The sequence below is a fragment of the Bradyrhizobium sp. AUGA SZCCT0160 genome (genome assembly GCF_018130105.1).
GTDB lineage: Bacteria > Pseudomonadota > Alphaproteobacteria > Rhizobiales > Xanthobacteraceae > Bradyrhizobium.
On sequence record NZ_JAFCMD010000048.1, the window covers coordinates 1 to 14,225 of the forward strand.

16 protein-coding genes and 1 pseudogene are annotated in these 14,225 nt (G+C 57.6%); 9 read left to right on the forward strand and 8 right to left on the reverse strand.

Annotated elements, in window-relative coordinates; all coding sequences use genetic code 11:
* From JQ558_RS36625 to JQ558_RS36635, 3 genes and pseudogenes are all read left to right on the forward strand, one after another.
* Positions 1 to 243: pseudogene (locus JQ558_RS36625) on the forward strand (hypothetical protein); the annotation flags it as partial.
* A gap of 345 nt (positions 244 to 588) precedes the next feature.
* Complete coding sequence (locus JQ558_RS36630; RefSeq protein WP_249119666.1) at positions 589 to 1,713, forward strand: YihY/virulence factor BrkB family protein; 1,125 nt, start codon at positions 589 to 591, stop codon at positions 1,711 to 1,713.
* A gap of 939 nt (positions 1,714 to 2,652) precedes the next feature.
* On the forward strand, positions 2,653 to 3,681 hold the full coding sequence (locus tag JQ558_RS36635; RefSeq protein ID WP_212212612.1) for a TRAP transporter substrate-binding protein: 1,029 nt from the start codon (positions 2,653 to 2,655) through the stop codon (positions 3,679 to 3,681).
* Between the two features lie 95 nt (positions 3,682 to 3,776).
* Here JQ558_RS36635 and JQ558_RS36640 read toward each other — a convergent pair whose 3' ends face one another.
* The 3 genes from JQ558_RS36640 to JQ558_RS36650 all read right to left on the reverse strand — a co-directional run bounded on the left by JQ558_RS36640 (position 3,777) and on the right by JQ558_RS36650 (position 5,121).
* Positions 3,777 to 4,070 carry an antibiotic biosynthesis monooxygenase gene (locus tag JQ558_RS36640; RefSeq protein WP_212212615.1) on the reverse strand — a complete coding sequence of 98 codons (294 nt, stop codon included), beginning with the start codon at positions 4,068 to 4,070 and terminating at the stop codon, positions 3,777 to 3,779.
* A gap of 195 nt (positions 4,071 to 4,265) precedes the next feature.
* Positions 4,266 to 4,709 (reverse strand): hypothetical protein, encoded by a 444-nt coding sequence (locus tag JQ558_RS36645; protein WP_212296704.1) that lies wholly within the window; start codon positions 4,707 to 4,709, stop codon positions 4,266 to 4,268.
* A gap of 109 nt (positions 4,710 to 4,818) precedes the next feature.
* Positions 4,819 to 5,121, reverse strand: a complete 303-nt coding sequence (locus JQ558_RS36650) for a hypothetical protein (protein ID WP_249119665.1) — start codon at positions 5,119 to 5,121, stop codon at positions 4,819 to 4,821.
* A gap of 131 nt (positions 5,122 to 5,252) precedes the next feature.
* On the opposite strand from JQ558_RS36650, the gene JQ558_RS36655 reads away from it, so the two are divergent.
* Entirely contained in the window at positions 5,253 to 5,417 is a 165-nt protein-coding gene (locus JQ558_RS36655; RefSeq protein ID WP_212212620.1) for a hypothetical protein, read from the forward strand.
* Positions 5,418 to 5,455: 38 nt separating this feature from the next.
* Here the strand turns inward: JQ558_RS36655 and JQ558_RS36660 are convergent, their stop codons facing one another.
* The 3 genes from JQ558_RS36660 to JQ558_RS36670 form a co-directional block, all read right to left on the reverse strand.
* Positions 5,456 to 6,475, reverse strand: coding sequence for an alpha/beta fold hydrolase (locus JQ558_RS36660; RefSeq protein WP_212212623.1), 1,020 nt, complete (start codon positions 6,473 to 6,475; stop codon positions 5,456 to 5,458).
* A 180-nt stretch (positions 6,476 to 6,655) separates the two neighbouring features.
* Positions 6,656 to 7,105: a hypothetical protein gene (locus JQ558_RS36665; RefSeq protein WP_212212626.1), complete on the reverse strand. Its 450-nt coding sequence runs from the start codon at positions 7,103 to 7,105 to the stop codon at positions 6,656 to 6,658.
* A gap of 36 nt (positions 7,106 to 7,141) precedes the next feature.
* On the reverse strand, positions 7,142 to 7,522 hold the full coding sequence (locus JQ558_RS36670; RefSeq protein WP_212212663.1) for a hypothetical protein: 381 nt from the start codon (positions 7,520 to 7,522) through the stop codon (positions 7,142 to 7,144).
* A gap of 147 nt (positions 7,523 to 7,669) precedes the next feature.
* Here JQ558_RS36670 and JQ558_RS36675 point away from each other — a divergent pair, with 147 nt between their 5' ends.
* The 3 genes from JQ558_RS36675 (at position 7,670) to JQ558_RS36685 (ending at position 9,871) form a co-directional block, all read left to right on the forward strand.
* Entirely contained in the window at positions 7,670 to 8,593 is a 924-nt protein-coding gene (locus JQ558_RS36675) for a Ku protein (protein ID WP_212212638.1), read from the forward strand.
* Between the two features lie 205 nt (positions 8,594 to 8,798).
* Entirely contained in the window at positions 8,799 to 9,476 is a 678-nt protein-coding gene (locus tag JQ558_RS36680; RefSeq protein WP_212212666.1) for an HAD family phosphatase, read from the forward strand.
* On the forward strand, positions 9,473 to 9,871 hold the full coding sequence (locus tag JQ558_RS36685) for a hypothetical protein (RefSeq protein ID WP_212212641.1): 399 nt from the start codon (positions 9,473 to 9,475) through the stop codon (positions 9,869 to 9,871). Before JQ558_RS36680 ends, JQ558_RS36685 begins: the two co-directional genes overlap by 4 nt.
* A gap of 50 nt (positions 9,872 to 9,921) precedes the next feature.
* Here JQ558_RS36685 and JQ558_RS37760 read toward each other — a convergent pair whose 3' ends face one another.
* Entirely contained in the window at positions 9,922 to 10,179 is a 258-nt protein-coding gene (locus JQ558_RS37760) for a hypothetical protein (protein ID WP_249119671.1), read from the reverse strand.
* Positions 10,180 to 10,630: 451 nt separating this feature from the next.
* Between JQ558_RS37760 and JQ558_RS36690 the strand changes: the two genes are divergently transcribed.
* A complete protein-coding gene (locus tag JQ558_RS36690; RefSeq protein ID WP_212212644.1) occupies positions 10,631 to 11,962 on the forward strand; it encodes a hypothetical protein in 1,332 nt (443 codons plus the stop codon).
* On the opposite strand, the gene JQ558_RS36695 is transcribed toward JQ558_RS36690, so the two are convergent.
* Positions 11,955 to 12,860: a DUF72 domain-containing protein gene (locus JQ558_RS36695; protein WP_249119662.1), complete on the reverse strand. Its 906-nt coding sequence runs from the start codon at positions 12,858 to 12,860 to the stop codon at positions 11,955 to 11,957. The two genes, JQ558_RS36690 and JQ558_RS36695, sit on opposite strands and share 8 nt — an antisense overlap.
* A 94-nt stretch (positions 12,861 to 12,954) precedes the next feature.
* Between JQ558_RS36695 and JQ558_RS36700 the strand changes: the two genes are divergently transcribed.
* On the forward strand, positions 12,955 to 13,860 hold the full coding sequence (locus tag JQ558_RS36700) for an NAD(P)/FAD-dependent oxidoreductase (protein ID WP_212212647.1): 906 nt from the start codon (positions 12,955 to 12,957) through the stop codon (positions 13,858 to 13,860).
* The last annotated feature ends 365 nt before the right edge of the window (positions 13,861 to 14,225 follow it).

Here is a 14,225-nt window from a genome sequence, read left to right on the forward strand (position 1 = left end):
ATCGAAAAATCATACCTTGGCGAAACCAGCGAGACCCTGAAAAGCAAGGCTGCCGAAATCGCAGGCCAGCAGATCGACAAGGCGGCCACGGTTGCAGCCACCGTCGTTGAAACCGCGGCCGACGAAGCGCGCAGGCAGGGGCTCACGATCGATGACGCAAAGGCGGCGATGGACGCCCTATCAGGCAAGGTCAGCCGTGTGGTCGACGCGGCGGGAAAGAGCGCGTCGCAAAGCGCAACATGAACTGCGAGTGGACGGTAAGGAGCGAGCGGAGCCCGGACGAATACCCTGATATCGTCGAGCCATTCGGGAATGGGCAGTGAGGATCGATCCTATTTGGCGCAACTCGTTGCGGCGAATACCGGTCTTGCCGGGCCGGAAGCCGAAAATCGATGGCGTGATCGCAAAGGCTCGGGCCGCGATAACCAAATCTCGCCGCTCGCTTTCTCCGTCGCCGCGCGGCTCTGTTGTTGGGTGCTGTCATCGCATGGGCAGCGGCGGGTATAACCACCCTGACGGTGCGCGGATGCCGAATTGGACGGGACGCCCCGCAGGTCTGGACCTCGCCCCCGAAGCCGAATTGGTCGCATGTCTAAAATGCGAAGCGTGGCCGATGGCGTTGAAAATCGTGAAGCCTCCTTGGTCGTCTCGACCGATGATTCAATTTACCTGTCCGAAATGCCATTTTTGCCACGGGGGCAGAAAGGCGCGGATACCCGAGGCCGGGCTACAACTAATCCCTGCACCGTCGGCCATTCTCTTATCGAGCGGCGGCCAGGACACGACGACGAGGCACTCGAGAGCAGAGTTATGTTAGAAGTGTGGAAGATCCTTAAAGCTGCAGTTCGGGGTTACATCGCCAATGAAGCGTTGAGTCGAGGCGCAGCAATTTCCTTTTACGCTGTCACGTCTCTGACTCCTGTCCTCCTGATCGTCGTGGCGGTTGCCGGCGTTGCTTTCGGAAACGATCTGGTGCGGGATAGCCTGATCCGGGAAATGGGCGGCGTTCTTGGGCAGGAAAGTGGCGAACTGGTCAAATCGATGCTCGCCAAATCGAGCGATCCGAACACCGGCACTCCCGCGACGATCTTTGGAATCGTCATGCTGCTGGTCACGGCTTCAGGCGTCTTCGGCGAAATGCAGTCCGCTTTGAACGCCACCTGGAAGGCGAAGGCGCCCGATCAGCCGTTTTTCTCGCTGATCAGGAGCCGGGCCACGAGTTTGGGTCTGGTCGGCGCCCTCGGCTTTCTGTTGATGGTTTCGCTTGCCGCCAGCACCGGCCTCTCGGGACTTACCGACTATCTGGGCAGCAGGAACGTGCTGGCTCCGTTGATCTTATCCGTCATCAATACGCTTGTGTCGGTTGCGCTGTTCACGGCGCTGTTCGCCGCCATTTACAAGGTCTTGCCCGACACCCCTATTGCATGGCGGGACGTGCGCACGGGCGCGTTTCTGACCGCGCTCTTGTTCACGACGGGAAAAAGTCTAATCGGCTGGTATCTTGGAACGACAGCGACGAGTTCGGGCAACGGCGCGGCAGGCGCCCTTATCGTAATACTGCTCTGGACCTATTACTCTGCGCAAATATTTCTGTTCGGATCGGAGGTCACCAAAGCGATCGCCGACGCGCGGTCGGATAGCGAAAGCCGCGACGCTTCCGAAAGCCGGCTGAGGCCGGCGGGAACGTCGAGGAGGCGGCGGCACGCGGGCTAACTAATTCACTTCGGATGGGTTGGGCGAGGGATGGATCGTCTTGTCGCCAGCTTACGGCGCCGCTTTCGAGCAACGTCTCGCAGCCGCGGAACTCTGGAGCTCCAGCGTTGTTCCCATAGTTGCGCGGGCGATAACTAATGCGAGATGAAATGACCGCCTCTTATAAAGAGATGAATAGGTATTTCGAGATGATCAATCGGCGAGTGCCGGCTAGGATCTCTCGCTTCATTCACTGGTTGCGAAAGCCGTCCTCATTCGCGGCTCGTCTAACTGTCGCATTATTGCTGATTCTTGGCGGGGTCTTTAGCTTCTTACCTGTGTTGGGTATCTGGATGCTGCCCCTCGGTCTCCTGTTCATTGCGCAGGATGTCCCATTGTTGCAAAAACCTCATTAGAGCGCTGACTTGGACGGAAGCAAAGTGGGAGCGGCTAAGGTTTGCATGGCAGAATCGGTGATGCTTTCAAGGACTGAACAGGCTCAACTGTGAATACAAGGATCCTGTGATCTGACGGGATCGTCGTTATCAAGCTGCCAATGAAGCCAAAGCGATCGCAGAAGTCGTCACGCGACGTCCTGCTCTCTAAGTATGTCTAGAATCCTTCGAAAGGCGCAATTTCATGGCTATAAAGGCAGCGTCGCGGAAGTCTAGACGGCGGAGAAATGAACATCGACGCAGAGTTCTTTACGCGTTGGCCGCGGCAGGCTTCTTCGTTGCAATGATCGCCAGTGGCATCCTGTTTGCTACCTTGAGGCCTATGACACTTCGTATCGCCGTGGCCTTCGCCAGCGAGGATGCCAGGATTGTCGAAGCTATAGCTCGCGTTCTTACACGTGCACGAAGCTCAGTACGTCTCTCAGTAAGCGTGGTGGACCAAGGTCAGGAGACAGCGCTCTTGAGGAGAGGCGACGCAGACTTAGCCGCCGTCCGAAGCGATGTAATGTCTGCCGATCTCCTTTCTATTGCTGTGCTGCGAAAAAGCGCACTTTTTCTTTGGACGGCACACATACCTGGTCAAAAGCCTTCTCGAGCCACAGAGTGGAAGAACCTCGTCGGCTCCAGAATCGCTGTACTAAACGGGACATCTGCAGACCTCGCGTTGCTCAATGTTGTTCTATCCTCAGAGGGCGTTCCCCCCAACAAGGTCGAAATCGTGCCACTTGGCAGTATGGATGCCATGGCAGGAGACAAAAGTTTCAATTTCTTTGCGACCACGGGTGCAATCAAGAGCAAGGCGCTTGCGGAAATCTTCCGATCGTTCTCACGGCTTCGGGAAGCGCCAAATTTTCTTGACCTGGAAACAGCCGAAGCGATCGTCCTCCGACAGCCGACGATTGAGGCTGTAGAGATACCAAAGTCTGCTTTCGGTTCTAATCCAGCATTGCCGCCAGAAGCAGTAAGTGTGGTCGCGGTTAGCAATCTTGTCGTCGCTGGCAAAGCCCTCTCGGAGCAAGCTGCTGCAGCCTTTTCCCGTGAGTTATTCGCTCATCGTCAAATGATATTGCGCGAGATACCCGATACAGCGACCATCGAAAAACCTAATACGGAAAAGGATGCGGCTATCCCTGCACATCCTGGCGTAGCTGCCTACATTGACGGAACAGAACGGACGTTCCTTGAGCGCTACGGCGATTACTTTTGGGGCGGTATCCTTGTCCTGTCGGCGTTAGGTTCGTTCGGTGCAGGTCTTCGCGCTTTCCTTTATCCGGACGAGCAGGAGAACGCATCGTCGCTCAGGGATAGAGTGTTGGATCTCGCAGCTAAGATCCGTGATTCCGCGGATGAGGATATGGTGCAGATCGAAAATGAAATTGACCACATCGTACGCGAAACGCTCGACAAATATGACCACGGGGTCCTTGAGGAAGGTGCCCTTACGGCGCTAGGTATAGCCATCGAGCAATTCCGCTCCGCGGCTGCGAACCGAAACTTCAGCAAGCGTCGCTCCGTTCTCAAGCGGACTTCGTAAACCGAATCGAACGCTTCGAGCGGAGGTCGGCTCTGGATCAACAACAGAAGTTAGATACTTACCCGAAAGACCACGAATGCGTCAGCGCTCAGGGGCTAGAACGTTGAGACCACTGTCTCGGTGTGCTCGACCTCGGGCGGTCCCGCGTAATACGGTCCAACCAACGCGCGCCAGTCCGCGAAAGCCTCCGAGGCACGAAAATCATTGTGGGCCTCTACAGTATCCCACCTAGCAATGAACCGATAACGCTGCGGCTTTTCGATAGAACGATGCAGCTCGAACCCGTGGAAGCCTTTGATCTGGGGCAGGTCCGCCGCCTTGGCGACCGCAGCTTCATAGTCCTTTTCAGTACCCGGCTTGATTTCGATCTGTGCAATTTCGGTAATCATGTCGTGTCCTCCGGCAGTTTTAATAAGAGCCGGAGATTGACTGCGAGGCAAGCTGCAAACGCACGTTGTCCGCCTTGGTCATCGCAATTCCCGACTATTTCCTGTCTTTCCTGTAAACGGTCATCGCCAAGGCTAGGGGGCATGTCTCAACGCGCCAACCGCGCAACCATCCATTCATTCATCACTCTGCGGGATTCAAAATTGAAACGGATCGACGGAGACTGAAGTCGTGCCGTCCGAGGATTGCTGTACGGTGAACGTTACTTCTTTCGTCGCTTTGATATCGCCGACGGCGGCCGAAATCTCGCCACTGCATTTCACCGTCAGCTTGTCCTTGCTCTTTGAGGTCGTAACCATCCTCTGACCGAGCTGATACAGAGGCTTTTCGCTTTTCGAGTCTTGCGAGGTCGCGTCAGCCGATGCCTTACCGGTTGTTGAATTCCTGGCCGCATAACTGACCAGTGGATTGTTGCCGTCGTCCAAGACGAATTGGAGCACGGCCTTCCGGGTTTCGATGGAGTCGCACTCTGGCGCAGCGATGCACCCGCTGGAAACAACAAGAAAAAGAAGAGTCCAACAAACGAGTGATCGACTGGTAAGAGAGCGCATTTGGTATGCTTTCGTTGCGTCAACTGTCATGCCAACCAGCTACGAGAAACATGGTTCCAGCTGCCGCGTCTGAAGACTGGCGAGTCAATCTAAGCTTACCGCGTGGAAGGCGCGAACAAATGCCCTGATTTGCGAGCTCTCAAGAGCGAGCTTGCACCGCATTGGCGTTTTGAGACGCCGGCGATTGCCAAACAAAGCGCACTCCAGTCTGTCCAGTCATCAGGTAGGTGGCGGAGGCGTGGCGATCGACTTTTCCACTTGGCGCGCCGTTCGAAAATCGTCGAGATGATCGACGTTCGGGGCGACAGCCGCCTCCTTGGTCAAAAGCATAAATTCGGCCGACTGCTCGTTGAAGACGCTTTGACTTGCCAAACGGCATCCGGCGCGCCTTGCAGATGGCTCTTACGGCGTAGGCGCGCAGATAGTCGACAGCATCGGACATTTTAACACTCCGGGCGGTCAACTGCCCCATTCAGGTTCCGTTCCTAAGTGTCAGCAACGAAAGCGGGTTCGCGGGGTTGTTGAACGAACGCTGGCACTCGATTGATTTGGGTTTGTAAAGAGGAGGGCAGTGTGTCCAAGGAATTCAACCCGGCACCTCACGACAAACACGCAGACGATCCAAAGCAGGCCGTGCAAGCCGACAAGAAGCAGGCGAAGCTTGAAAAGGGCCTCGAGGATACCTTTCCGGCGTCTGATCCGATCAGCGAAACGCAACCAAAGCCTTCCAAAGATTGACGCTCTTGCGGCGCCGCAAGCCCGGCCTTTAGGGCCGGCTACTCGGCGGCGACAAGGTCAGTCGATTGGCCCGCTACTTCCATGATGGCTGACATCACTTGATCGGTGGCAGTCTGCTGGATCATGTGGCCGTTCGCCGCAACCCTATGAAACTTGCTCTGGGTAACGTCGGAGTGCAGTCGGGCCGACTGAGTGTCGATATCGATGAGCTTGTCTTGCTCACCAGCGATGATGACAACTGGCATTTTCAGGTCAGCATACTGATTGCGCAGCATGAACGCGTCCGGGATCATTAGCGCCGATTCAGCGGCAGATGCCCTTATCTGAGATGGCCGGAGTGCCATTTCCTTCGGAAATGCTTCAAACTTCTTCGGTACGGATCTTGGACCAAAGATCTTCGCCATCATCAGCGGCCATATGGCTCGGCTCAGCAGGGGCGACAAGGTATGACTGAGGATGTCTCCGACAAGGGGCAGGGACGGAGCGGCCAACGCAACCACGTCTGGCCTTAGGGTCGGATAGTAGTATCCTGAGGCGAGCACGAGTCCTCGGACAAGGCCGGGATATTTCAGAGCTATTGCGGTCGCAACGGAGGCGCCCCAAGAGTGTCCAAGGACGATTGCATTGGAAACGCCAAGCTGCGCGAGGGCGAGCTTGATCAGTTCCGCTTGGGCATCCGGCGTCCACACGACATTGCGCGGCCGATCGCTATGGCCGAACCCAGGACGATCGAACACGATTACCCGATAATCCTTGGCAACAAGATCGATCAGACCGCTTGATTCAAAATCCTGGATCATGCTTCCGTTGCCGTGTAGAAGAACGACAGGATCGCCTGTGCCACGTTCCACGTAATGCAGTCGGACGCCGTTCACTCTTAAGAACCGACCAGAAGGTGGGTTTTCACGCTCGGCTTTCTTCGCAAGGTGCTGATTGAGCAAGGCGATAGCGGCCAAAGCTCCGATCGCAACCGAGGCTGCCACGATGGAAGTTGAGTTGGTCGTGCGCCGACCTGGAACAGATCGGCGAAGGCGTTTAATAGTCTGGATTGCTGTCATAGATCACACTCGTTTCGGCGCGTGCACGAAATCCGGATGATCCTAGGAAATGTTGCAGCGCAGAGTGAACCTGCGGTAGCGCGGATCGTTCCTACGCATTTTTCTTGAGGTCGAAACATTGCGCCGGATCGCAGGAATCAGTTCACAACGCGGAACCGCGCCCGAGTAGAGATTGTACGTTTAAACTTCGGTTCTGAGATGGCGCGGCTGCCAGCTAAGCTGGAGCAAGGTCGCCGAGGGGCGGCGCCCGATCTTGGCGCACCTGCGGCAGCGCAGCCGGCTTGCGAGATCGTGCACGAAAGTGGTCGGCGGGTGTCTAAGAGCTGCCAGGTCGACATCGTTCGGCGTGTTGCACCGTGAGCAACGGATTTCGAGCCAAGGAAAGCCGCCATTAATAGCCTGGTCGATGGTGGGTGACGGATCGATCGGCTCGCCATCGCGCCACATCCTTTCGTTCCAGCTTTCGCAGAGCAACCTGTCGGCCTGTTGAATCAGTGCAGCGCCCTTGGAACGCATTTCCAATGACTGCGCAGCCAGGATACCCGTCATCGCGCGCGCCTTGCCGAGCTCCTCTTTCAAAGCCTTTCGGTGACTTCCCGAAAGCGGCGTGGGGTGGTGTTTCGGCGCCATTCGGAGATCCAAGTGCAGACCAAATTGGGTGAAAGGCTAAGTCGCATCGACGGCCGGCCAGCAGCCGTCTTCTTCAAGCCGGCCGGTGCGCTGTTGACAGATGTTGTCCAGCAGCCGCTGCGCGACATGCTTCCAGACCGCGTTGCCGCCATACAATCGGACCGCATCGGCGGTCTGGATTTCCACAGTCCGGTCGCACCGTCGGCAGGATACGCGCAGGACGTGGCGCTGGATTTCCGAGAGATGTCGTTGCGCCAATCGAAGCCCATTTGTCCCTGCTCGAGGATCGTTGAGGATCGCAGGGGTCGCAGGGTCAGGAGCCGCACCGGGGCTCGCTGCTTTCCGGACCGCCTCTGCGGCCAGTTTTTCCATCTGTTTCGGGGTAGGCATGCGCCAGCTCGCAGGTCGGTCGATCATCCCCTGAACTAGAACATAAAGAGAACGAAAGTCGAGTCCACTTGTGCTGGGCTCTGAGAAAAAATCACCTTCTTGGGAAGCCACCCTGTCGGAACCAAGGCTGCCCGTTCGTCTTGAACCCAGCAACAGTATTTGGAGTTCCCAGCCATGGCCCCCCGCGCTAACTGGAAAGGCTTCCTGCGTCTTTCCCTCGTCACCTGTCCGGTAGCGCTCTATCCCGCCACGTCGGAATCCGAAAAGGTCTCCTTCAACCAGCTCAACCGAAAGACGGGCCACCGGATCAAGTACGCGAAGGTGGACGCGGACACGGGTGAGGAAGTTGAAAACGAAGACATCGTCAAGGGCTACAAGGTCGATACCGATACGTACATCGAGGTGACCAAGGAGGAGCTCGAGAATGTCGCGCTGGAATCGACGCGAACCATCGAGATCGAAGAGTTCGTCGACCGCAGCGAGATCGATCCGCGATATCTGATCCGTCCCTACTACCTGGTACCGGATGGGAAAGTCGGTCACAACGCCTTCGCCGTCATCCGTGAAACCATCCGCGAGATGAACAAGGTCGCGATAGGCCGCGTGGTGCTAACCAATCGGGAGCACATCATCGCCCTCGATCCGCTGGACAAGGGCTTGATGGGAACGTTGCTGCGCTATCCCTACGAAGTCCGGTCGGAGAAAGAGTATTTCGACGATATTCAGGACGTCAAAGTTACCAAGGACATGCTTGATCTCGCCAAGCACATCGTCAATCAGAAGGCGGGTCACTTCGAGCCAGACAAGTTCGAAGACCAGTATGAAACGGCTCTCATTGACCTCATCAACCAGAAGCGCGCCGGCAAACCCATCACTGCGAAAGAGCGTCCCCGAGGGGAGAACGTCGTCGACCTGATGGACGCGCTACGCAAGAGTATTGGCGGCGCACAGGCTTCAAGGGACTCCAAGCCGGCCAAAAAGCCACGCAAGGTCGCAAGCAGTCAGAAGGAAATGCTCATGCCGATCGCCGGCAAGAAGTCGGCGAAGGAAGCTGCGGCGAAGAAGCCGTCGGCGAAACCGCAGCGTAAGTCAGCCTAGACCCGGCTTTTGGCCATGAAGCCAGACGTCAAGGTACTGTTCACCACTGGCTACACGCGGGAACGCCATCGTCCACAATGCCGGTACACATCTTTGCCGAAGCCGTTCAGCATAGAGGACTTGGCGGCCAAAGTGCGGTTCATAATAATGGATACTGAGCGGGTAACTTGCCGTGCCACAGGAAGCGAACTCGCTCGCTTCGACTATGGAGGATTGCAAGTTGTCGAAAGCCGCTATCTTCGACCTGGACGGCACGCTTCTGGACTCGGTCGATCTCCACGCGCTCGCATGGCAGGAAGCCATGCTTAAGTTCGGCCATGATGTGAGTTTCGAGCAAGCTCGAAGCCAAATAGGCAAGGGAGGGGACAAGCTCATTCCCGTCTTCCTGTCCGCTGATGAACAACGGGACCACGGCAAAAGATTGGAAGAGTGGCGCGGCAATCGTTTCAAGACCGAGTATCTGCCGCTTGTACGTCCCTTTTCGGCGGTCCCGGACTTGCTGCTCCGCGTGCGCGCCGCGGGACGGCGGATTGCCGTCGCTTCTTCCGCAAAGAAGGATGAAGTCGAGAAATATCTCGAAATCGCTGGCATTACCGAACTGGTGGAATTGACGACGTCGTCTGATGACGTTGAGGAATCGAAACCTGCGCCGGACATTTTCGAGGTAGTTCTAGAGAAGCTCGGGATCCAGGGCGCTGAAGCCGTCGCGATCGGCGACACGCCTTACGACGCGATCGCTGCGGGGAAGGCGAAGATCGCAACCATCGGCGTGCTGTGCGGCGGGTTCACGGAGGGTTCGCTGCGGCGGGCGGGGGCCGCCGAGATCCATCCCAGCCCAGCCTCGCTGTTCGCTTGTTTCGCAAACTCGCTACTTGCGAGGTGACGATACGGCTGACCCATGGCAGTGGCCAGCGGAAGGTGCAAGAAGGGGTCCATGGCGACAAGTCGAAAAGCCACAAGGTGAAGAAGCCTTCCCCGCGCGCCGTCGACAAGGCTGCGGAGCGCAAGGCCTCAGTTGACTTCGAAAAGGAGCAGAAACGGCGCGAGCGTGAACGGGCGAGGGAAGAGGCTACCAAACGGAAGGAGCGTGAACGCCGGCGAAAGGCCGTCGATAAGGCGCAAGCGGCGTTGGACGCGGCCGAGCGGGAGCATGAGAAGAAAGTTGCTGCTATCAAGGCCGAGGTGGCCGCTCTTGAGAAGAGATCGCGAACCGAAAACGTCCGCTGGGATAAGGAGAGGGAGCGATTGGAAGCAGCATTGCAGCGCGCGCGAGGCTAAGTCACCCCGGATTGCTTCAAACAATCGGCGTGGCGGCGAGCGAACCGGGGTCATTCGGGCGGGCACTCGGGGCAGGTATCTCCTATCGAATCCAGAACTTGTGCGACGGCTCCAGCAGCCACCTGCGGTGATACTCCAGGCGGCGGGCTTTTGCGGGCGATTTCGAGCGCGCCCTCGCGGGCATGCGGATCGGCGCCGTCCTGCATCCATCCGTGCTCTTCGCACTCTCGAATAGCGCCGACTTCCTGTAGCACTTCGATCGCCCATCCCTGAAGTGTGCGGGTCCTTGGCCTCGGCGTGTCAATCATCAGCACCGGAAATCTCCTCGTCAGGGGTGAATCCCCAAACGATCCGGTTGTTCCGGTTCATGACGGTGCCGCGGATGCAGGAGGCCGGGTAGGCCTTCCGCGATCGATTAGGAGTGTTGTCCAACCCCGCGCCGACCGGCTTCAACGCGGCCTTTCTCGGCGATCTGATCCATCACGCGCCGCGCCATGTTGATTGGGTCGCAAAGCCAATTCCGACTTAGCCGCGCCGGGCGAGATGATCGTCGAATTGATGCCTAGCCGGATTTCTCCGGGTTGATCCCAGCATCCGTCAAAAGCGCCTTCCGGGACCAACTAACGCCAGTGTTCGCACAATGTTCCTAGCGGACTGAGGACGCCGGCGGCACTCCATTTCGCGCGGTGCGAAAAGGGATCACTCACTATTAGGATCCAATTCTTCTATGTCGCGTTGATGTGACGATTAGAGGCCGTCATGGAAACCGTAGAAGCCTACCTCGCTAGAAAGAAGCAAGAGCTCGATCTGCTGAACGATTCTCTCAGCGATCCTTTGACGATTCGATTCCCAAACTCGGTAGCCGAGGTGATCGAGCAGAAGTTTCGTCTTGCCGCAGCCCTTAAGGCCGAGCACGCTCTTCAAGATTGGGGGCAGACGGAAACGGCATGGACGCATGCGGGTCGGCCGAGGTGGGGCCCGTTCGAATTTAAGTACGACTATCAACGCGCGGATCTGCAAGTGAAAGGTCCGTCATTCTACGCGCTCGAGAACAAGTCGGGTAGCGAAACGGTCTATACGGCGTCGGGGATGGCCGCCATTTCGGGACTGCTGATGGCGACCGCTCCGGTCTTCTCTGAAGCTGACATCATCACTATGCCGAACTCCTACGGTGAGACGACCGAGCTCATAGACGGTCATACGAAGCATCTAAGAAGGATCGAACTCGGCGGATCATTTGCCGAAATCGCAAAACTTCGGGGATCACGGCCACGGATTTTGGTATTGGACTCCTGTACCACGGCAAGCGCGTTTGAGGAGACACTTAAATGTACTCAACCGCGGCTCGATTTGATTCTCTTCGATACGACCTGTTTTTCCAGCGGGTCCGGCCGGATCCTGCGAGCTTTGAGCTGGGCCCGCAGTGCAGCAACTCCGATTATACTGCTTCGCAGCCATACGAAGCTTGATTCCCTCGGCGTCGAATATGGGCGGCTTGGATCGGCCGTCTTTCCTTGCTCGCCCGCGGGGGGTGCAAAGCAGCAGTTGCTGGAAGTCCTCCTGACAGAGATGGGAAACGCCGTCCGACTATTCGGTGGCGCGGCATTGCCGGCGCACTTCCCGCCTTACGTGGGATCTCCGGCCTATCGTTCGCTGACGAATAAGCGGGTCGCCGCCATGCTGGTAAATAGCCGTTGGATGACCCGTTATCTTTCCGCGAAGCTCGCCGGATTAGCTGCCGAATGCCATTTTACACACGGTCTTTATGTCACTTTGGCTCCTGCCAGGACGCTCGATGAGATCCAAGCGCGGGACGTCGTCGCGGAACTATGTGCCGACTTGCGACGCAGAGGCTTGCCTCTACGCCATGCGGGAAGCTTCGGATTCGATTTCGGGGCGGCGGAGTGGTCAAAGGATAGGATTCGCGATCGCTACGTGGTCAGGATCGCAGCCGCCGATTTGCCAACCTCGCTGTGGTACGAGATCGTCGGAGCCGTTGGCGCTTGGTGGCAAGCGCGCGAGCCGCGGGCGAGGATGCGCCCGCAAAATGTCGGAACGGCTACGGAGGTCACCCTCGGTACCGTTACTTAGAACCATCTCGCCCGAGCATGCGCCGCAAAGCTATGGCGTTCTTTGGGGCATGAGCATCGTTATCGTTATTGAAGTAAATCCAGGCGTTCTTCGCCCCGCTCGATTTAATCCTGCCCGCCCAAATCGCCAACTCGCTCTTGGAGTAGTCGTGCCGATACCATCGCTTTGGGCCGTGCAGGCGGACATATACTTCATCCGCTGTGCGGATAAGCTCATCGGGCAAGCGCGGTCCGCTGCAGGAGCAGAAGATAATCCCGGCCTTTCGGAAGGCCCCGTACACTTCGTCATTCCACCAGCTGGCGTGCCGGAATTCGACGACATTGCGGCGCGCGGGATCGAGCTGGCTGACAATGTCATTGAGCCGGGTCTTGGTGTAGCGATAGCTCGGCGGCAGCTGAAACAGAAAACATCCCATTCGATCGCCCAGAATATCGGCGATCATCCCAAAGTCCTTCACCAGTGTCTTTGTGCCCTTGAACTTCTTGATATGAGTTATGAGCTCGCAAACCTTGACCGTGTACACGAATTTTTTCTTGCCGGGCTGGCGCTTCCAGGCTTGTACGCCGGCGACCGTTGGCCACGAGTAAAAGGAAGCGTTGATTTCGACGGTATCGAATCGCCTAAGGTAATGTTCGAACCAGTCATTTTGCGGAACGCTGGCATAGAACGAATCCCGCCATTTCCAGTAACGCCAGCCGGAGCAACCGACGAAAATCGACGGCTTGGGTCCAGGAGGCTTCTCCGAGCTTTTCGTTTCCGTCCTTACCCGGGCTGCATGCATTTTCGTCGCACGCTTGATGTTATCCTCGCGCTGCTTTTCACGCCGCAGACGCCTCCGTTCGCGACGCTCTTCGAGCGTCAATTCCGTCCATGGGGCTGCTGTTCTGGCGCGCGGCATGATCCTTCTCCCGACTGGTAACGCCCGAATGGGGGGAAGGGGTTCAAAGCATCGCGAACGGGCCTATATACCTAGGCAACGAAAAGGGCTTTCAATGAAATTCGACGTTCTAGTTGTCGGCGGCGGACCTGCCGGACTGAGTGCAGCGCTCATTTTGGGACGGTGCCACCGCACAGTGTTGGTCTGCGACGAAGGGCATCAGCGCAATCTGAGCTCCCACGCCATTCACGGGCTTCTCGGCAGGGAAGGGCGTTCTCCTTGCTCATTTTTGGACGAAGCCCGGGAAGACCTCTCGCGCTACAAGACTGTCGCAGTGCGCCGCACTCGGATCACGGCCATCAGCCGCGCCGGAGAAGGGTTCGAGTTCGTCTGTGCGGACGGCACGGCTGGCAGTGCTTCGAAAGTCCTTCTTGCTACGGGCCTGGTTGACGAACTTCCCGAACTCGCGGGTATCAAACCTCTCTATGGGGTTTCCGTGCATCATTGTCTTTACTGCGACGGTTTCGAATATGCGGGGAAGCCGGTAGCGGCCTATGGTAAGGAGGATAAGGGGGCAGAGCTTGCTGTCATGATGAAGCACTGGATGTCCGACGTAGTGGCTTGCAGCGACGGAACGGAAGTTAGCGCGCAAGCAATTCGCAAACTCGAAGAACACAGCATTCCGCTGCGCACCGAGCCCGTCCGATCCCTTGAAGGCGCGGACGGAGAGCTCACAAGGATTGAATTCGAGACCGGGCCAGATCTGACCCGCGCCGGTTTGTTTTTTTCGACCGGCTGCCATCAGGCGTCTGACCTGTCCGAACGTCTCGGGTGTGCGCGTAACGAGAAAGGAGGCGTCGTCATCGACCCGGACACCGAAGAAAGCAGCGTTCCCGGTGTCTATGTTGCAGGCGATGTATCCCGCGACGTTCTTCTCGTCGCGGTCGCTATCGCGGAGGGCGCGCAAGCAGCCGTAGCGATCAATAAGGCTTTCCTGCGCCGCGACGGCCTATGCGATTAAATCTGTATCTCTAGCCTTTCCATTTCCGGCTTGGGAACCAGCGCCAGACTCCATCAGGAAGAGGGATTACGTTCTGGATGACGAGCGAGGAGGGCTAGCCGCTCACGATGAAGCCGCTTCTATAACTTAGAGCTTCTTGAAGTCGAAGGCTTCGCGTCACGCTCGGGCGGAGGACCGCAGTTCACGTTGCCATGCGAACCACGGCACAGCCAGCGGAGGCTTGGCTGGCCAGCACAGGCGCGTCAGCATGGCTGCGATCTCCGGGAGAGCGCGGCGGTCCAACTGGGGCGCCGCAACCGGATCGCCGCTCCACCGCGCGGCGGGGGATCGTCGTCCTGGCCGTCAAGGCGGCGCAAGGCGGCGAG